This window comes from Pectobacterium artocarpous (assembly GCF_046159765.1).
Taxonomy (GTDB): Bacteria; Pseudomonadota; Gammaproteobacteria; order Enterobacterales; family Enterobacteriaceae; genus Pectobacterium.
The window spans coordinates 86,318-105,091 of record NZ_JBJXVK010000011.1 but is presented as its reverse complement, the minus strand read 5'-3'; the positions used below and the strand labels follow the sequence as shown (position 1 = coordinate 105,091).

General features: G+C 54.1%; 16 protein-coding genes. 8 read left to right on the top strand and 8 right to left on the bottom strand.

The features are described from left to right. Genes bcsA through bcsR form a run of 3 tightly spaced genes read right to left on the bottom strand, consistent with a single transcriptional unit; the run spans position 1 to position 3,604 of the window. Positions 1 to 2,658, bottom strand: coding sequence for a UDP-forming cellulose synthase catalytic subunit (gene bcsA, locus ACKQAD_RS09315; protein WP_409159897.1), 2,658 nt, complete (start codon positions 2,656 to 2,658; stop codon positions 1 to 3). Then, positions 2,655 to 3,392: a cellulose biosynthesis protein BcsQ gene (gene bcsQ / locus ACKQAD_RS09310; RefSeq protein WP_409159896.1), complete on the bottom strand. Its 738-nt coding sequence runs from the start codon at positions 3,390 to 3,392 to the stop codon at positions 2,655 to 2,657. Before bcsQ ends, bcsA begins: the two co-directional genes overlap by 4 nt. A 2-nt stretch (positions 3,393 to 3,394) precedes the next feature. Continuing rightward, on the bottom strand, positions 3,395 to 3,604 hold the full coding sequence (bcsR, locus tag ACKQAD_RS09305; protein ID WP_409159895.1) for a cellulose biosynthesis protein BcsR: 210 nt from the start codon (positions 3,602 to 3,604) through the stop codon (positions 3,395 to 3,397). A gap of 331 nt (positions 3,605 to 3,935) precedes the next feature. On the opposite strand from bcsR, the gene bcsE reads away from it, so the two are divergent. The 4 genes from bcsE to ACKQAD_RS09285 all read left to right on the top strand — a co-directional run bounded on the left by bcsE (position 3,936) and on the right by ACKQAD_RS09285 (position 8,942). Further along, the gene (gene bcsE / locus ACKQAD_RS09300) at positions 3,936 to 5,540 is read left to right on the top strand and encodes a cellulose biosynthesis protein BcsE (RefSeq protein WP_409159894.1); all 1,605 of its coding nucleotides are present in this window, start codon (positions 3,936 to 3,938) and stop codon (positions 5,538 to 5,540) included. After that, positions 5,537 to 5,755: a cellulose biosynthesis protein BcsF gene (gene bcsF / locus ACKQAD_RS09295; protein WP_409159893.1), complete on the top strand. Its 219-nt coding sequence runs from the start codon at positions 5,537 to 5,539 to the stop codon at positions 5,753 to 5,755. Before bcsE ends, bcsF begins: the two co-directional genes overlap by 4 nt. A gap of 1 nt (position 5,756) precedes the next feature. Beyond that, positions 5,757 to 7,418, top strand: a complete 1,662-nt coding sequence (gene bcsG / locus ACKQAD_RS09290; protein WP_409159892.1) for a cellulose biosynthesis protein BcsG — start codon at positions 5,757 to 5,759, stop codon at positions 7,416 to 7,418. Positions 7,419 to 7,796: 378 nt separating this feature from the next. Next, positions 7,797 to 8,942: an adenylate/guanylate cyclase domain-containing protein gene (locus ACKQAD_RS09285; RefSeq protein WP_409159891.1), complete on the top strand. Its 1,146-nt coding sequence runs from the start codon at positions 7,797 to 7,799 to the stop codon at positions 8,940 to 8,942. A gap of 211 nt (positions 8,943 to 9,153) precedes the next feature. Here ACKQAD_RS09285 and ACKQAD_RS09280 read toward each other — a convergent pair whose 3' ends face one another. The 3 genes from ACKQAD_RS09280 to ACKQAD_RS09270 form a co-directional block, all read right to left on the bottom strand. Continuing rightward, entirely contained in the window at positions 9,154 to 10,059 is a 906-nt protein-coding gene (locus ACKQAD_RS09280) for an SDR family oxidoreductase (protein WP_409159890.1), read from the bottom strand. Positions 10,060 to 10,182: 123 nt separating this feature from the next. Continuing rightward, positions 10,183 to 11,073, bottom strand: coding sequence for an SDR family oxidoreductase (locus ACKQAD_RS09275; RefSeq protein WP_409159889.1), 891 nt, complete (start codon positions 11,071 to 11,073; stop codon positions 10,183 to 10,185). A gap of 66 nt (positions 11,074 to 11,139) precedes the next feature. Further along, on the bottom strand, positions 11,140 to 11,901 hold the full coding sequence (locus ACKQAD_RS09270; protein WP_409159888.1) for an SDR family oxidoreductase: 762 nt from the start codon (positions 11,899 to 11,901) through the stop codon (positions 11,140 to 11,142). Positions 11,902 to 12,141: 240 nt separating this feature from the next. On the opposite strand from ACKQAD_RS09270, the gene ACKQAD_RS09265 reads away from it, so the two are divergent. From ACKQAD_RS09265 to ACKQAD_RS09250, 4 genes are all read left to right on the top strand, one after another. After that, positions 12,142 to 12,570 carry a winged helix-turn-helix transcriptional regulator gene (locus tag ACKQAD_RS09265; RefSeq protein ID WP_409159887.1) on the top strand — a complete coding sequence of 143 codons (429 nt, stop codon included), beginning with the start codon at positions 12,142 to 12,144 and terminating at the stop codon, positions 12,568 to 12,570. Between the two features lie 386 nt (positions 12,571 to 12,956). Next, positions 12,957 to 14,249, top strand: coding sequence for a dicarboxylate/amino acid:cation symporter (locus tag ACKQAD_RS09260; RefSeq protein ID WP_409159886.1), 1,293 nt, complete (start codon positions 12,957 to 12,959; stop codon positions 14,247 to 14,249). Between the two features lie 363 nt (positions 14,250 to 14,612). Then, positions 14,613 to 16,100 carry a M16 family metallopeptidase gene (locus ACKQAD_RS09255; RefSeq protein ID WP_409159885.1) on the top strand — a complete coding sequence of 496 codons (1,488 nt, stop codon included), beginning with the start codon at positions 14,613 to 14,615 and terminating at the stop codon, positions 16,098 to 16,100. A 217-nt stretch (positions 16,101 to 16,317) separates the two neighbouring features. Next, positions 16,318 to 16,482, top strand: a complete 165-nt coding sequence (locus tag ACKQAD_RS09250) for a hypothetical protein (protein ID WP_409159884.1) — start codon at positions 16,318 to 16,320, stop codon at positions 16,480 to 16,482. 96 nt (positions 16,483 to 16,578) lie between these two features. Here the strand turns inward: ACKQAD_RS09250 and kdgK are convergent, their stop codons facing one another. After that, positions 16,579 to 17,511, bottom strand: coding sequence for a 2-dehydro-3-deoxygluconokinase (gene kdgK / locus ACKQAD_RS09245; protein WP_409159883.1), 933 nt, complete (start codon positions 17,509 to 17,511; stop codon positions 16,579 to 16,581). A gap of 146 nt (positions 17,512 to 17,657) precedes the next feature. Then, positions 17,658 to 18,674 carry an inner membrane protein YhjD gene (gene yhjD, locus ACKQAD_RS09240; RefSeq protein WP_409159882.1) on the bottom strand — a complete coding sequence of 339 codons (1,017 nt, stop codon included), beginning with the start codon at positions 18,672 to 18,674 and terminating at the stop codon, positions 17,658 to 17,660. Between the last annotated feature and the right edge of the window lie 100 nt (positions 18,675 to 18,774).

The window sequence follows — 18,774 nt, the reverse complement described above, 5'->3', positions numbered from 1 at the left end:
TCACGTTTCATGGGCAGACGACGTCTTACCCTGATGAATGGCTTGCTCAGGCAGCGCAGCGCTCGACTGGTCTGGTACGGTGCGTTTTCCTACATAGCGTGGGATGAATGACACAACCCAGACCACGATATTGAGGAAGGCCAGAATAATGTTGCGTATAACGGGCGGTGCATAATCCGCCAGACGCAGGTAGCCGCGAAAGCCGAGGGACAACACATCAACCAGACTTTCGACCGGTTTATCCTGCGGGAAACTGTCTTGCCAGAGCGCCCAGGTATCGGCGCGGGCAAAGGTACACTGAATGAAATCAATATGCTGGAGGATGGTCAGACTGGCCATGCGCAGGCCGATCTTGTTATCGAACGCGCGGGTGACGCTAAAAGGGAAGGCGTACTCCTGCTGTCCGCGTTTTAGCAACAGCGAGACGTTATCCCCGACCTGAAGAATGCCTGATTCACGGGCTTCAACACCGACACCACCATCGGAATAATCGCGCAGGACGCAGGGAAAAAGATAGCCATCAGCGCGCAGAAGCGCGGCGGACATCGACATCTCCACCCGATGCGCTTGACGAACCTGTTTGGCCTCCACCGCCACCGCGACGGCTCCGCCTAAAATGGTCATGTTGTACGCCACCCAGACCAGGCTGATGAGCACTGTCATGATCTCGTCGGGCGGCCCGTAAATCAGACGCCAGATGCCATACGCCACGCCAGCGATATTCAGCAGCACCAGTGCCAGATAAGGCCGTGTAATCACCCAGTCAACGTGCTGTTCTTCAACCAACCCACCTTTGGCCGTCACGTTGAATTTCCCTTTGTGGGGGTTAAATAGCGCGACGGTGGTGGGGCGGGCGATGTACCACGCCAGCACGGTTTCATAGATCTCACTCCAGAACGAGTGGCGGTACCGCCCCTGAACGCGTGAGTTGGTCAGGCTGGCATGCACCATGTGCGGCAGCACGTAGAGCGCGATCGCCAGCGCCGGGGCGAAAATGATATAGGCGTGCAGCAGCAGAAATGCCAACGGTGCTGTCAGGAAGATCAGTCGGGGAATACCAGACAGAAAGTGCATCATGGCATTGGCATAACACAGCCGCTGCCCGAGCTTCAGTCCTTTGCCGAACAGGGGATTATCCAACCGGAAGATTTGCACCATCCCGCGCGCCCAACGAATACGCTGCCCAATGTGGGCTGAGAGGCTCTCTGTCGCTAATCCTGCGGCCTGCGGAATGCGGATATATGCCGAGCTGTAACCACGACGATGCAGGCGCAGCGAGGTGTGGGCATCCTCCGTTACCGTTTCGACCGCAATGCCGCCGATCTCATCCAGCGGTTTACGTCGCAGGATGGCGCAGGAACCGCAGAAGAACGTGGCGTCCCACATGTCGTTGCCGTCCTGAACCAGACCATAAAACAGCGTGCCTTCATTGGGGGTGCGGCGGAAGCGCCCCAGATTGCGTTCGAACGGGTCGGGCGAGAAGAAATGGTGCGGCGTTTGTAGCATCGCCAGCTTTTTGTCTTTGAAGAACCAGCCCATAGTTAATTGCAGGAAGGAACGGGTCGGGACGTGGTCGCAGTCAAAAATGGCGACGAACTCGCCTTGCGCCTGTTTCAGGGCGTTGTTGATGTTCCCGGCTTTGGCATGTTCGTGCGTGACGCGGGCGATGTAATGGACGCCGACTTCTTTTGCAAAGGCTTTAAATTCGGCGCGCCCGCCGTCATCCAGAATATAGATGTTGAGCTTATCTTTAGGCCAGTCGATGCCCAGCGCGGCATACACCGTCGGCTTCACGACGCTCAATGGTTCGTTGTAGGTCGGGATCATCAGATCGACGGTCGGCCAGGTTTTGCTGTCTTCCGGCAGTGAAACCGGGTGGCGGTTCAACGGCCAGATCGTCTGGAAATACCCTAGAACCAGCACGACCCAGGCATAGGTTTCCGCCGCCAGCAGCAGTAGGCCGCACACCAGGCTGAGGGGATCGTCCCAGTTCAGCGTTTCGGTGTAGCGCCACCACAGGTAGCGGCAGGAGACCGTGAAGGAAAGGGCGATCATCATGAGCGTCGGCATGCGTCCCGGCATATTGCGGACGAGCATGGCGATGCTCCACAACAGCACCATAAAGATAAACTGAGAAAGCAGATCAAACGGCTGGGTGATGCACAGCAGCGCCAGCGCCGCGCACAGCAGGCTCAGCACGACCGTGACTAGCCGCTGAACGCGATTCGCCCTGACCGTCCCTGACTCACTGTCTTCGCGATCGTCAGCATTCGTGTGGTTAAAGCGGGCAAACAGCCTTTGCAGTGTGTTTATGTAGCGTTGCCGCCAGCGGGGGAGCGCGGAGAAGTCATTGCGACGTGATGTGGGCAACTGACCATTTTTGATGGTCAGCAGCCAAATCCCCTGCGTTAGATAGCGAAGCATATCGGCCGGGCGCGGGCGTTGCGGCGAAATGTGCGGAAACCAATAGGTTCGTTGCGCGCGTATCTGTTGCCATCCTTCAGACTCCAGCCGCAGGACGATCCAACCGAGTATCGCAAACAGCGTGGCAAAAAAGGCGGCAAAGGCGGAAGCACCCCGCTGACGATAGCCTCGGTAGCGCTGCTGTATCGCCTGTCTGGCGGGGGGAACGAGAAAGAGGTGTAGGATCCCGCTCATACGCCGCTTTCCTTGACGTGAATCAGGCACCAGTTTGCCAGTGTCATGATTTCTTCTGCTGCTACGCTGTCCGGGCGGCATTCACCCAGCGGCTGTTTCAGCATCAGTGATTCTGCCAACGCCTCATCGCGGTGTACCACCAGCGGCAACAGGTGTGAAAGCGTGTGCAGCCAGAGCTGGTGTAAATCCTGCTGGAGCGTGCTGAGGGGGGAAAATTGATTAACCAGAAAATGACACTGACGCGGTAATACCTGCTGATGTAAGCGTGAATGGCAGTTGGCATCGGCGACTACCACCTGAAAAACGGTGTTCGCGGTGGCTAACGCCTGTCGCGTGAGTGGGCTATTGTCTGCTGGCACATCGATCAGTATCCAGCGGTGGCGGCCTGCCGCACTAATCTGTGTCAGGTTGTTTTGCCAGGTCGCGGGGTGCTGCTGGTAATACTGTTGAAGCGTGGCGACCTCCTGCGCGTTCAGACGACCAAACGGCAGAAAATCCAGATCGGGCAGATACTGCATGGCACCAGTTTGCCACTGCGCACCGTCGGCTTCCGCCCGAGCCCAGCCGCGGCGTTGTTCAAACGGCATATTAAAGTGAATGCGCAGCAAATTGTCTGGCGAGAAATCAATCACCAGTGCGGATTCGCCCAGCCGCTGGAAGGCCCAGCCCAGTGCGGCGGCTATCGACGTTGTGCCCACACCGCCGCGGATCCCCTGCAATGCAATCACGGGCATCGTCAGTCGCTCCCGGTCGGTTCTTTTAATTCATCCAGCAGCGGCCAGCGAGCCATCATCTGGCTCAGTCGTGCCTGACGGGCGATATCGATATAGTTTATTTCAGGTAAAGAAAAGGCCTGACTGAGAACGTGTAGGTCGTCATCGGCTCTTGCATTTTCGGTTAAATCGGCGCGTGCGCTGGCATCTCTACGAGTCGGTTCGTTATTCATCCCATGCCTCTGAAATAGGCTATCCGTTATCATTGAGAGCGATAAAGGGACACATCTGAGTGGCAGATGTAGTGATTCTTTTATTGCACCCATAACGGACAGTCAGGCTGGTGAATGCTCACGTCTCTGCTGTTTTTTAATAATGCAGTCAGGTGTGCAAATTAACTATAGCAATGAATTCACGATTGCAATGTGTAGTGGGGAAAATAGTCACGGGTGATTTATCAACGGTCAGGAATAATTCATAACGGGCAGTTGTGATCCCTCTGCGGGCTGCTAGAGTTTATTTTGATTGGCGTCCTTCCGCCATTAACGGAAAAGAAATCAGTCTATGAAGCAGAACTTTTCATTAGGTATTCGTGACCTTTGGGATGAGCTGGCTACGCTCCAGCAGGCTGGCTTTTATTGGGTGAATATTGATCGCCAGATTGATGCTGCATTATTTTGTCAGCAGGTCATGTACAGCCAAAATAATGACGCGAAACGGGCGTTAATAGGCTGTGGAGAAAGGTCTGATCCACTATTGACGGCATTGTTTGCTGACGAAACAACCACAAATAAAACAAAACAATTATTTTGCTATTTTTTGCCGGAAAATAAAGCCGCGTTACTAAATTTAACCAATGATTTAATGCGCGCATTACGCCCGAAAAATCGTCTGTTAGTGCTTTATGCGCCAGCCAGTTTGTGGCGGGATATCTCGCCGGAAGGACTACAGCGTTGGGTCGATGACACGGCAGCATGGTTACACCAGCGCCAGTGTACGCTGGTGGTGATCGGCCACAGCAGCGGTGTTACCCGCTTGAGGAATATGCTGATTTCCCAGCATCGCGGGCTTTATGGTTTAGCCAGTCTGCAATGGCAACAGGATCGTGCTCAGTATCTGGTGTCGTGGTGGGCAACGGAAAGAGGGATTCGGGCTAATCAGGTACAGATGCTGCAACCCGGTAATGACGGGTGGCAAATGCTGACGGAAGAGGCGCCCGCCCTCATGCCGTCTCTGAATGACGATGGGCTCTTTCTGATGGAAAAGAGCGTGATGGAAGGGGCGCCTGCGCTGTCAGAAAACTGGCAACTGCTGGACGATAACGTCATGTTGGTACAAACCGGCATGCTGACTAATGCGGCCACTCTCGTTTTTGCGCTCAACCAAACCAGTCAGGTAGATACGCTCGTCAAACAGGTTCATAGCCTGCGGCGGCAGCGTGGTGAATTGCTGAAGATTGTGGTGCGCGAAATGAAGCCTTGCCTGCGTGCCAGCGACGAGCATCTGCTATTGGCATGTGGCGCGAATATCATTGTCTCCCATTCTGAGCCGCTATCCCGTTTTTTGACGCGGATTGAAAGCGTGCAGGGGCAGCGTTTTACCCGGCATGTTCCTGTCGATGTCGAAGTCTTGCTGACCACCATGCGGCCGCTACAGATTAAGGGCTACCAGCCTCCTGAGGCCTTTCGGCAGTCTGTGCAAATGTTGATGGATAGCACGATTATGCCGGAAGGCAGCAAAGGCCTGCTGGTCGCATTGCGTCCCGTGCCGGGCGTGCGGGCCGCGCAGGTATTGACGCTGTGCTCGCTGCGCCGCTTTGGTGATGTCGTCACGATCGCACAGGGGCGCCTGTTTTTGTTCCTATCCAATTGCCGTTTGAATGAGCTGGATATCGCGTTGAAATCCATCTTACGTCTGCCGGTGGAGGAAGTGTTCAGTAATCGAATTGTCTGGTCACAAGATTTACAGATTCTGGCGGAAATCAAATCGTTGGAGCAGAACGATACGCGGGGTCAGGAACAGCAGAGTAACGATTATGCTCAATTGCAGCCGGCTGAATCTGCGCCACGCAGCCAGATGCCGCGGCGTGAACCTATTGCGATTGATTTACTCCCCCCTGATTTACGAGAACCTGGCGTACTGGCTTGCGCACCGGGAGAACCGTCATGAACCTGATTGATATCGTTCAACTGGTGTTATTGAGTGCGGTCATTTTCTTTACGCTTGGCTATCTGGCGCATCGTGTGATTCCCAATTGGTTTCAGGACTGGAAAAACAGGCTGCTGTCGCCGCGTTATCTGAAGCCTGCGAGTGTCTGGATGCGTAACCCTTCTTCAACAAAGACGATCTCAACCAAGCCGACTTCAGCAGAGACTAAAAAATAAAATGGACGAAAGAACACGTACGCAAAAAAACCATACGCAAAAACAGCAGAACATATGGCGCTACTGGCGTGGACTCGGTGCCTGGAATGTGTATTTTTTGCTGAAATTTGCCCTGCTATGGTTTGGCTACCTGAATTTTCATCCGCTGCTTAATCTGGTCTTTCTGGCGTTTCTGCTGTTCCCCATCCCCAATGTCACGCTGCACCGCTGGCGGCATATTATCGCTATTCCGCTCGGTATCGGGCTGTTCTATCACGATACCTGGCTACCGGGCATCAATAGCATTCTCAGCCAGGGAACGCAGGTTGCTGGCTTCAGCACGACCTATTTGCTGGAACTGGTAAATCGCTTCATTAACTGGCAAATGGTGGGGGCGGCGGTGGTCATTAGCGTGGCTTACCTGTTCTTCGCGCAGTGGATTCGTATTACGGTGTTTACCGTGGCAGCGCTGGCATGGTTAAACATCGTCAATCTGGCGGGACCTGCCGTTTCACTGATGCCCGCAGCATCGACAACGAACTCCTCGTCGTCGGCCGCTTCTCCAACGAGTGGCGGTGCCGCGTTGCCCGAAGCGACCTTACCGCCAACGAACGCGAACCTAACGGCTTATCTGAACCAGTTCTATACGCGAGAAAAAGCGCGAACCACGACGTTCCCTGCCACGCTGCCGCTGGATGCCCAGCCTTTTGACCTGCTGATTATTAATATTTGCTCTCTGTCGTGGTCAGATCTGGACGTCGCACAGTTGGACAATCATCCGCTGTGGAAGAAATTCGACATCCTGTTCCGTCAGTTTAATTCCGCCACTGCTTATAGTGGGCCTGCGTCAATTCGCCTGCTGCGCGCAAGCTGCGGCCAACAGTCCCATACCGATTTGTATCAGCCAGTGAACCAGCAGTGTTACCTGTTCAGTAATTTGGTGAAACTGGGCTTTGAAGAGCAGTTGATGCTCGATCACTCCGGTGTCTTTGGCAATTACCTGCGTGAGGTGCGTGAAGAGGGCGATATTCAGATCCCAATGCTGTCGCAGGAGGGCATCAGCCACCAGATTACCTCGTTCGACGGCGAGCCGATTTATAACGATCTGGAGCTGTTAAATCGCTGGTTGGGCGAGCGTGATAAAGCGACGACCACGCGTAGCGCGACCTTCTTTAACCTGATTCCGCTGCATGACGGCAATCGCTTTGTCGGCACCAACCAGTCGGCGGACTATGCGCCACGTGCGAAGATGCTGTTTGACCAACTGGACGCTTTTTTTGACGTGCTGCAAAAATCTGGTCGTAAAGTGATGGTGATTGTGGTACCAGAGCATGGCGCGGCATTGGCCGGCGATAAGATGCAAATGCCTGGACTACGTGATATTCCCAGTCCGAGCATTACGCATATTCCTGTCGGCGTGAAACTGTTTGGTCTACAGGCTCCACATCAGGGTGACGCGCTGGAAATTACGACACCGAGCAGCTATTTAGCGATTTCGGAGCTAGTGGCGCGACTGGTTGACGGTAAAGTGTTTAACGCACCTGCTGTCGACTGGCAAACGCTGACGAGCGCGCTGCCGCAAACGGAAGCGATCTCGGAAAATGAGAACGCTATCGTGATGCAATATCAGGGAAAACCCTATATTCGTCTGAACGGTGGAGACTGGGTACCTTATCCGCAGTAACGTCATCGCATCACGCGTCGGGCAGGCGAAGCGTCTGCCCGATTATGCTCCTGACATCATCGGTTCCTCTCGGTTTGCACTTGAATAGCTGCGCTGGCTTATACAAGGGATATCCCCTATTCTGAGGCCGCGTTACCGCTGTTGCCGAGCGTTGCCTAGGATTAAGATGAAATCCCCCGAACATCAGCAGAAAACAGCGTTGAGGCGGCGATAAGCTGCCTTATACTATTTGCCGCGCGTATCCGTGTGTAACGCGTGCGCGTTTTTCGCGTTGTCTATTCCTCACCTGTTTTTATCTGGTGGGTCAGGTATTCAGGTCTGCATAAAGGTTGACGGAGAAAGCGCTTGCGGCTCAGACGTTCATTAACGATTAAACAGATGACAGCCGTGTCAGCCGTGGCACTGGTGACGATCAGCCTGTTTATCGTCATACAGCTCTTTCACTTCGTGCATCAGCGCCGTGAAGATTATGCCAGGCAACTGGAGAGCATCGCGCATTCTGTACGCCAACCGCTGACGGATGCGGTGCTGCAAGGGGAAGTTCAGCGGGCTGGCAATATTCTTGATAGTTTATTACCGGTTGCCTTTCTTAGCCGGGCAGATGTGTTGCTGCCGGATGATTTCCAGACGCTGCATGCGAATTTCCCAAAAGAACGTCCGGTGCCAGACTGGATTGCACGGGTCTTTAAGCTGCCGATCCGCATTTCCATTCCGCTCTATTCCCCGCCGCAGACGCAATATTCAGCGCCGCTGGCGCATTTGGTTTTGCAGGCGGATTCCTACCGGATGTACCAATTTATCGTCAGTACGTTTTCAACCATGTTGGCGACGTATCTGCTGTTGGCGTTGATCATGTCGATCGCCATTACCTGGTGTATTAATCGGCTGCTGATACACCCGCTGCGTGGAATTATTGTCGAGTTACAGAATTTACCGCCAGATGTCATACTTCACCGTCAGCTCACGCTGCCGCCCTGGCATCAGGATGATGAGCTGGGCGCGCTGGTGCGCAGCTATAACCGCAATCAACAACTGCTGGAGCAATCGCTGTCTGTTGGAGCCGAAGGCGTGGGGCTGCCGGATAAAGCACATTTTATACGACGGCTCGAACAGCGTCTTGCCGATGCCACACCGTTCAGTCTGCTGGTGTTCGGGCTTGATTCCTCTGCCTGCCCGCAGAGCGATATGGCTACGTTGGCTAAGCAGTTCATCACGGTGATTGAAGAACAAAACGAGTCGGGATCTATTTATCTGGCGCACCTGGATTGTGATGAGTTCGCCATTATCGGGAAAACGCTGGAGTCTGCCGCACAAGCACAGCTCTGGGCGCAAAACATCATGCTGGCGATCAACTCACCCTTTTTATCTGCGGATTCTCAGCCTGCACGAGCGGTCAGTGTGGGTATTCTCACGATTGCCGAGCCTCGACCAGATGACGCAGCGCTGCTTCTGGCACAGGCGCGTTTTGCTATGCAGATGGCGCGACGGGATAAGGGCGTTAAGTCCCAAACCCCCGTGACATAGTGCCCGACATTATTTGCGCGGCAGTTGGTTAGCGGTGTGTCCCACGTCGCTTGCGGGAAACTCGTGGCAGAGGCGCAGCGATGTGCCGGATACCGCCAGTGCCGCTTTTCAGTCGCGTTGTGGGCGTCTCCTCGTCATTGAGTTGTCACTCCCTTCGTCGGGGGGATATGACAGCCCGTTGCGCCAGCAGAACCTGCTGGCGACGCAGCCTTTAAATGATGCCGCCGTTGGCAAACACAGTTTGGCCATTGACCCACCCGCCGTCATTGCTACACAACGCCGAGATCACCTGCGCAATATCTTCCGGCTCACCCAAACGCTTGTGTGGGGTTCGCTGGGCGAAACCGGCGATTTGTTCTGGTGTTTTACCGTCGGTGAACAAGGTCGTGTTCACTAAGCCTGGCGCGACGGCATTGACCGAAATGTTGCGGCCTTCTAGCTCTTTGGCCAGTATGTTGGCATAAAGCTCCTGCGCGGCTTTGGACGCGGCATATGGGCCATAGGTAGGGCTGCGTAGTTTGGTTATGCTGGAAGACAACGTGATGATCCTGCCACCATCGCGCACCTGTTGGGCCGCCTCACGCAGCACGTTGAAGCTACCTTTGATGTTCACCGCGATCATGCGATCAATGTCGGCGTCGCGCATCAACCCAAACGGTGACAGACGCATTATACCTGCATTACTGACCACCACATCAATGCCGCCAAAGGCTTGTTGGGTGGCCGCAAACAAGCGGCGTACCGCCTCTGTCTCGCTAACATCAGCCTGTACGCTGATCGCCTTACCGCCCGATTGGGTGATCTGTGCCACTATCGCCTCGGCCAGCGCCTGATTGGTCAGATAATTGACGGTTACGCTGTAGCCGTCGGCGGCCAGTTGCTTGGCTGTTGCGGCACCAATACCACGCGAAGAGCCCGTGATCAGCGCCACTTTGCCAGTGGCTGGTTTAGAGGCGCCATTCGCGGTGGCACCCGCGGTACCGGTTGCCGCCGTTGCGCTACCCGCGGCCATCAACAGTGCGGCAGGCGCCGCTAAGGCGGCGGCGCACAGCAGATTGCGACGCGAACGATTGGCATGTTCAAGCTCGGAGGGGATAGGGGGCATGTGCTTTTTCATGGCGGTTCCTCATAGTTTCAAGGGTGTGAGAAAATAGTCTCAAGGGCGTGAGAAATTAAGCAACGCGTGGCGCCTGCGATGCGATCTCTGTGGGTGCCGACTTGCGCAGAGGCGCAGCGCGACTTACACCAAACCGCCATTGGCATTGACGACTTGGCCACTGATCCACGCACCTTGTTCGCCAGCCAGAATCGAGGCTACTTGGGCAATATCTTGCGGTTCGCCAAGGCGTTGATGTGGTGTCTGCCGGGCAAAACCCGCGATTTGCTCAGCCGTTTTGCCATCAGTGAACAGCGGGGTATTGGTCGTGCCGGGTGCTATGGCATTAACGGAGATCATCCTGCCAGCCAACTCTTTAGCCAGTATGTTCACAAAGACATCCACCGCCGCCTTGCTCGCGGCATAAGGCCCGTAAGTGGGGGGACGCATAGTCACTGTGCCTGAGGACAGAGCCATAATGCGCCCGCCATCCACCACGCGCCGCGAGGCCTCGCGTAGGGTGTGAAAACAGCCTTTCATGTTGACATCGATCACCCGGTTGTAGTCGGCATCGCTTATGTGTGCAAATGCACCTAACCGCTGAATCCCCGCGTTGGCCACCACGACGTTCAGTGGCCCGAACGCCTCTTGATGGGCATCAAACAGACGCTGTATTGCGTCGGGATCGCTAACATCGGCCTGCACATAAATGGCTTTGCCTCCGGTGCGAGTGATCTCGCGCACGACTTGCTGTGCGAGATCTCGATTGTTCAGGTAGTTGATGGTTACTGCATAGCCATCTTGCGCCAGCCGCCGGGCGATAGCTGCGCCGATGCCACGCGACGATCCTGTCACCAACGCCGTTTTAGCATGGTTGACATCAGACGATGCGAGCGTGGCGGCTGTCGCCGTCGTGACACCTGCGAGCAGCGCGGCAGGCGCGGCCAAAGCGGCGGCGTACAGTAGATTGCGACGGGTCTGAGCGGCACTGGTCAGGCTTGTTACGTCATGCGGAGTGAGTTCTTTGTGAGACATGTTGCGCTCCATTATGGGATTGATAAAACCAAGGGAAACGAATGTCATTGCCTTGCAGTGGATGGTTTAGCGGTGCTGTTGAGCGGCATGTGCGTTGATACGTTCGAAGACCTGCTCAAAGCGACCTTCACACTCGGCCAGACGTTGCAGGCGGGCACGTTCCACCACGATCTCGCTCGGTGTGGGGTGCGCGCAGAACAACGTCATCACTTCATCGATGAAGGCGTTCAGCGGCATATAACCATCGCGACTGGATTGGCCCGGCGTGAGCTCAGTCTGGATGGCAGGCGGCACCAATTCGATCACGTCCACCTGACCAGCCAACTGTTGGCGCAAGCATTGGCTGTAGACATGTACCGCGGCTTTGCTGGCGCTATATACCGCCGCATCGGTGCGCGGCACAAACGCCAGCCCGGATGACACGGTCATGACCACCGCGTTGGTCTGTTTCTTGAGATGGTCAACTAACGCATTGGTCATGCGGATAGTGCCGAGCAGATTGGTGGTGATTTGCGCCTCGGCATCTTGCAGGTCACTGTGTGTACTCAGATCTTCATAGCGCATGATCCCAGCGTTATTTATCAACACATTGAGCGCTGGGAACTGTACCAACACCTGCTGGGTAAATGCCGTGATGGCCTGTGGATCATCGATATCCAACGCCAGCGCATGCATGTTGGCTTGGCCTGTAATGGTTGCTTGTAGCGCGTCGAGACGGCGGCCGGTGACGATGACCGTGTTGCCCAGCGCGTGCAAACGCCGCGCGAGTTCACGGCCAATGCCGGATCCGCCACCGGTAATCAGGATGGTGTTTTCTGTGGTCTGCATAATCGTTCTTCCTTTGAGAGCGAGGGGAGGATGGACGCTGTATTGCCACATGACAGCAAACCATCGCTGGCCCTGTTATTTGTATCTGGTCATAGGGCTTGCCATCGGTTAGCGATAGACGAGACAGAGGTTAATTCCTATACTCTCTTTTGGAAAGAAGGCACTAAAAAGTGCTATACAAACCTCTTGGTAAGAAATGTAAGAGTGAACGACAGCCACACCGTGCACAGAGGAACACGTATGAGTATCGATTTCGTCAAACACGCGCAAGTGCAAGCCAAACTGGCCGCAGAGCAACCACCGGACCCGCGTGTACAGGCATTGGTAAATGAAGTGATCGCGCGAGTGGCCGACAAATGGACGATGATCATCCTCGATGTACTGGCCGAATATGGCACGTTGCGCTTTACTCAGTTGGCTGACAAAGTCACCGGCATCAGCCAGAAAATGCTGACCCAAACGCTGCGCGAAATGGAGCGTGAGGGGCTGGTGATTCGCACTGTCTACCCGGTGGTGCCGCCGAAAGTAGAGTACCAACTGACCGATTTGGGCCTTGGCCTGGGTGCGGCGTTTTGCGGCGTGTGGGTCTGGGCAGAACAGAGTCTGGAAGTGATCGAGCAATCTCGTGCGGCTTATGACCAGCGCAACAGCAAAAGAAACAACCAATAGCTGTCCACTGGGTGTCCTGAATCTCTGCGAAACAATGACAGTTCGGAGCCTTGCAGAATGTGCCGGAAATATTTACAGGTAACGTAAATGTTACTTTTGTAGCGATGTTTCCTGAAAACTCGCTTTCCCATATGACGGGGATTTGAGGGCTTTTTGAGGGAAATTTTCTGCTGTGAAAATGTGCATCTGTTACAAGTAAATTGCATTAATGTTTCTTTATCATTCTTGCTGACGTGATTCAGCTCTTGTTTTTAACCTGTCGTTCACAAACTAAACTTATAAAACATTCTCAGCTTGTTATTGCAATGTTACTTTCCGGCGCAATCACAGGAGGCATTTTCGTACCCTATTTCCCTCCTGTGTTTTCCCCACCATAGGACGTATGTATGAAAACATCAATTTTAAAAAGTCTTTATTTTCAGGTTCTTGCCGCTATTACGATAGGGATACTGCTGGGGCATTTCTACCCTCAGCTTGGTGAGCAAATGAAGCCGCTGGGCGATGGGTTTGTTAAATTAATTAAAATGATTATTGCGCCGGTGATCTTCTGTACGGTCGTCACCGGTATTGCAGGGATGGAAAGCATGAAGTCGGTCGGTCGTACTGGTGCGGCCGCCCTGCTGTATTTTGAAATTGTGAGTACGATCGCGCTGATTATCGGCCTGCTCGTGGTCAACATCGTGCAGCCTGGCGCGGGCATGAACATCGATCCAAGTACGCTTGATGCGTCTGCGGTGGCGGTTTATACCCAACAGGCTTCGCAACAGGGACTGATCCCGTTCTTGATGGACGTGATTCCGGCGAGTGTAGTCGGAGCATTTGCTAGCGGCAATATCTTGCAGGTTCTGTTGTTTGCTGTGATGTTTGGCTTTGCGCTGCACCGCCTAGGGCCAAAAGGCAAAGTGATTTTTGATGTGATCGACAGCTTCTCCAAGGTCATTTTCGGCGTCATTAACATGATCATGAAACTGGCTCCATTGGGTGCATTTGGTGCAATGGCTTTCACCATCGGTAAATATGGTGTCGGTACGCTGGTGCAACTGGGACAGCTGATTGCCTGTTTCTACATCACCTGTGTTCTGTTCATCTTCCTGGTGCTGGGTAGTATTGCCAAAGCGACGGGCTTCAGTATCTTCAAATTCATTCGCTACATCCGTGAAGAACTGCTGATCGTACTGGGGACGTCCTCTTCTGAATCCGTTCTGCCACGTATGCTGGAGAAGATGGAGAAGGTCGGTTGTAAGAAATCTGTCGTCGGTCTGGTTATTCCTACCGGTTACTCGTTCAACCTTGACGGTACTTCCATCTACCTGACGATGGCGGCGGTATTTATCGCTCAGGCGACTAACAGCCACATGGACATTTGGCACCAGATTACTTTGCTGGTGGTGCTGCTGCTGTCCTCTAAAGGCGCAGCGGGCGTGACGGGAAGTGGATTCATCGTGCTGGCGGCAACGCTGTCTGCCGTGGGCCATCTGCCTGTTGCTGGTCTGGCGCTGATTCTGGGTATTGACCGTTTCATGTCCGAAGCCCGTGCGCTGACCAACCTGATTGGTAACGGCGTTGCGACCATCGTGGTAGCGAAATACTGCCGCGAACTGGATGAGAAGAAACTGGAGGCTGAGCTGTCCGGTACGAGTAAGAACGATAACGCGACCACACCGACGGCACAATCATAATTTCAGTGTATGCAGTGATAATCTCGGTATAGTTTTTCTCAATCAATTCCCCACGGTGTTCTGCTCCGTGGGGAATTTTTTTGTCTGCAAATGCGCCGAGCCAAACCGCTTCCCGCCTTATCCCGAACCGCCTTGAAACGTAAAAATATTGTTAAATATGACTATTTTTACCTTTTTTGCAGATTATTTCGCCTTTTGAAGTGACATAGATAAAAGCGCGCTGTCAAAGGGGATGGTACACTTCGCGTCTTCAATTTTTTCCGTGATATATCCACGAGAGTGTGCGGTGGCAGACGCAAGGTCACCATAATGATCAACAATAACCACATTATTTATGTTGGATAGCTATGAGTAGGGGTTCACATGCAGGGCACCAAAAAGGCGCTTTTCGTTGGTGGTTTGTTGCTGGCCGTCGTCAGCAGCAGCGTGCAGGCTGAAGCACTACAGCCCGATCCTGCCTGGCAGCAAGGTAAGCTTGATAATGGTTTTACCTGGCAGTTATTAACCACGCCACAGCGCCCCGGTGATCGGGTTGAGCTGCGTCTGGTTGTGAATGCCGGGTCGTTGCTGGAAAACGCCCAGCAAGTAGGTTTTGCCCATTTTCTTCCTCGTTTGGCCTTAGCGCCCGGCGATAAATTGTCCGCAGCCCAGCGGCCTTCCATGTGGATGCGTGACGCGAATGATTCTCGCGTCCTGCCTCCGGCAATTATCTCGTACGACTTCACGTCGTATAACCTGAGTTTGCCGAACAATCGTCCCGAACTGCTGAAAGAAGCGCTGACGTGGTTGGCCGAAAGCGCAGGGCAGATGACGTTCGACGAAAAAAGCCTACAGGCCGCGCTGAAGGTGCCCGATCAGGTCGCAACCTTTCCGATTAACCCACAGGATCCGAGCTGGCGCTATCGCCTGAAAGGCTCGCCCCTGCTGGCGCACGATCCTGCTCAGGACGTAAAGCCGCCGTTAAATGGCGAGCAACTCCAACAGTTTTATAAAACCTGGTATACGCCAGATGCGATGACGCTCTACATCGTCGGCCATGTGGATAATCGCAGCGTGATTGAGCAGATCGGGAAAGTCTTCTCCCCGCTGGAAGGGAAACGTGAAGCGCCCGCGCCTTTACCGACGTTAAGCCCGTTACCGACGCAGGCGATCAGCCTGATGAATAACAATGTTCAGCAGGATACAGTGTCGCTAATGTGGGATGCCCCGTGGCACCCGATTCGTGAATCGCAGGCGCTGGTTCGCTATTGGCTGGGCGACATGACGCGGGAAGCGATGTTCTGGCACTTGCAGCAGGCGCTGGAGAAGAGCCCGCTGAAGGGCAACAACCTCCGCTTCGACTGTAATGTGTTTTATACCCGTTCGCAGTGCGCGATTAATATGGATGTGCCGAATAGCGAGGGTGTTGAGCCGGGCGTGACGTTTATCGCGCGTGAGCTAGCGACGCTGCGTGAAAAAGGGCTGACACAGCAAGAGTTCGATGCGCTAATGGCGCGCAAGACGGACGAGCTGAACAAGCTGTTTGCCACCTATGCGCGTACCAGCACGGATATCCTGATGGATCAGCGCCTGCGCTCCCAGCAAAATGGTGTTGTCGATATCGCGCCCGAGCAGTACCAGAAACTGCGCCAGAACTATCTGTCCTCGCTGACGCTCGATATGCTGAATCAGGAACTGCACCAGCAGTTGGTGCAGGATACGACGCTGATGCTGATCCAGCAGCCCGGAGAGCCGGAAGCAAATATGAAGGCGTTGCAGGAAGCCTACGACCGGATTATGACACCAGCCGCTGAACCTGCTGCCAGCGCCGCGACAGGGCCTGAAGCTGAAAAATCACCTGCCGAGCAGTAGGGCCAATCGCCTTTGGGTATCGGGACGATGAGTAGCGGTTTGTTGCTACCGATAGGGGTAAAAGGCAACGTATCGTAAAATACGGGATATCGTTAGTAGAACGTTAGATAATGTAACTCTTTATTTATATGGGGATTTTAAGGAAAAATCTCGTTGTTGCTGCCTTTCTCCACCTCTATTATCCCCCATGTTTTATAAAATGTACCGAGGGATAAATATGAGTCGTATCCTTAAAGCTGCGGGGGTGGTTGCGCTGGTCGCGATGTTGAGTGGTTGTCTGTTCCCTCCGCCGGGTGGCGGTCGAGGAGGTGGTCCTGGTCCTGGCCCTGGTCCACACGGCGGTTTCCAGGAACAGCCGATGAGCCCGCCGGGACCGCGTTAAACCGCAAACGCATAGGTAAGGCAGAGTTCTACCACCGTTATGAATCATACCTTAAGGCCGCCGTTGCGGCCTTAATATTGATGTGATGCACGGTGTTTATGCAGGCATTGCCTCAAGCGGGATAATCGCGCCACGGTATTGAATGACCGTGCTGGCCGTCAGGTGGCCGCGCTGTGCCGCTTCCTGTGTGCTGCCGCCATTCAGGCGCACTGACAGGTAGCCCGCGCTGAACGAGTCACCTGCTGCGGTGGTATCAACCACTTTCTCTTTTGGCAATTTGATCGCCGGGACATCAACCAGCGCTTGTCCACGCTCTGACACGATGCAGGAATCGGCACCGCGTTTGATTACCACTTCGCTAACACCCAGATTGTGTGTCCGCTCCAGCACTGCTTCCAGCGGCTTCTCGCCCCACAGCATGTCTTCGTCATCCAGCGTCAGGAAGGCAATATCGGTACAGGACAGAATGTCGGTGTAGGCCTGTTGCGTCTCTTCCTTGCTCTGCCACAGACGTGGACGGTAGTTGTTATCAAAAATCACTTTACCGCCGTTGGCGCGGCAGGCGCGCAGCAGGGCGAGGAGACGCTGACGGCTTTCGGCGTTCAGAATCGCCAGACTGATGCCGCTCAGGTAGAGATAGTCAAAGTGTGCCAGCGACTGACCGATTTTTTCTGCTTCTGGGCTGTCCAGCCAGTAGCGGGCTGCGGCGTCATTGCGCCAATAGTAGAATGTACGCTCGCCGCTTGCGTCGGTTTCAATGAAGTATAAACCGGGCAGCTTGTTGTCCAGTCGCTGAATCAGGTTGGTTTTCACCCCTTCTTTTTGCCAGGCGGCAACCATCTCGGCACTGAAGCTATCGGTGCCGAGTGCGGTCACGTAATGCACGTCCAGCTTATCGGCGTTTACCTGACGGGCAATGTAAACGGCGGTGTTCAGCGTATCGCCGCCAAATCCACGATTAAGATCCGTGCCCTTTTGCGACAGTTCGATCATGCATTCGCCGATTACGGCAATGTTAGTAGTTGTCATCACTTTTGGCCTGTTTGAAAAGCTGGGTATAAAAACGCGAAAATTAACATCAGTCTCAACATTACGTGAGACTGAGTCAATAGTCTTGAAACGATGTTTTATTTTTTCATGACGCAGATCGGAAAATCAGTGCTTTCCTGCGGTGTTTAGTCGGAAGAGGGGGGGGGATTCTCCTGCTCATTCTTGTCTGTTGAGGTGTCGCCTTTATAGTTCGCCGTGGCGATCCAGGCGGCGCAGAAGAGCGTCAGACGCGCGAAGAAATAGAAGAACGCCATCAGGCCAATAACCGAACCGAACGCGGCGCCGGAAGGTGAACTGGCCAGTTTAGGCAACGCCACGGTCATCGCGAACTTGATGACTTCAAAGCCCACGGCGGCGATCAGTGTGCCGCGAAAGAGCGCTTTGCGTTTAGGTTTATGGCGCGGTAACACGAAGAATATCCAAAGGAATAACAGATAGTTGGCGAAGATGGAGATGGATAGGGCAATCAGTGTCATCGCCGGGCGTAACCACTCAATGCCATCCAGCCCCAACGCGGTCACAATTATGTTTTGCGCGGTGCCGGCAACCGAGGTCAGGAACAGCGTAATAATCAGCGCAATGACCAGGCCTGTCAGCGACAGGAAATCCCGCGTGTACTGAAAGTAAATTTTCTCTTCATCTTTCGGGTTTCGTTCCCACACGTCGCGCGATTGGGCGCGAATCGCTTCACGCAGGTTTCCCATCCAACTGACGCCGGAATAGAGGGCGATCAGCAAACCGGTCAGCCCAACGGTGGTACGCTGCTGTACGGCCGTGTTGACGGTATTTTTCAGCGTATTAGCCAGATTCGGATCGCTGATACTGTTAACGATGCGGTTAATCAGCCCCGTCAGCAAATCGGGGTTGGACGCCAGCACAAAACCGACGGCGGCAAAAGACACCATGAGAATGGGGATCAACGACAGAAAAGAAAAGTAGGTAATCGCCGCGCCAAACTGGTTGCCCATGCGGTCGTTGAAACGTTCGCCCGCGCGCATCAGGTGGGCCACGCTGGGGATCGCCTGAATACGGGCAGCCAGACGTTTAGCCTTGTCCAGAAGCGAGAGAGGTTGCTGCGGCGATGTGTCATTCGCAGGGGGTGATGAGGTTGACTGGCGATCCGGGTCTGCCGGTACAGGCATTGCGTTTCTCCTGTGTTCGGGATTAATTTATTGATAGAGGCAAGATATAAGTTTGATTATAACCAACAATATAAGAATGTAACTTTTTGATGTTTTTCTG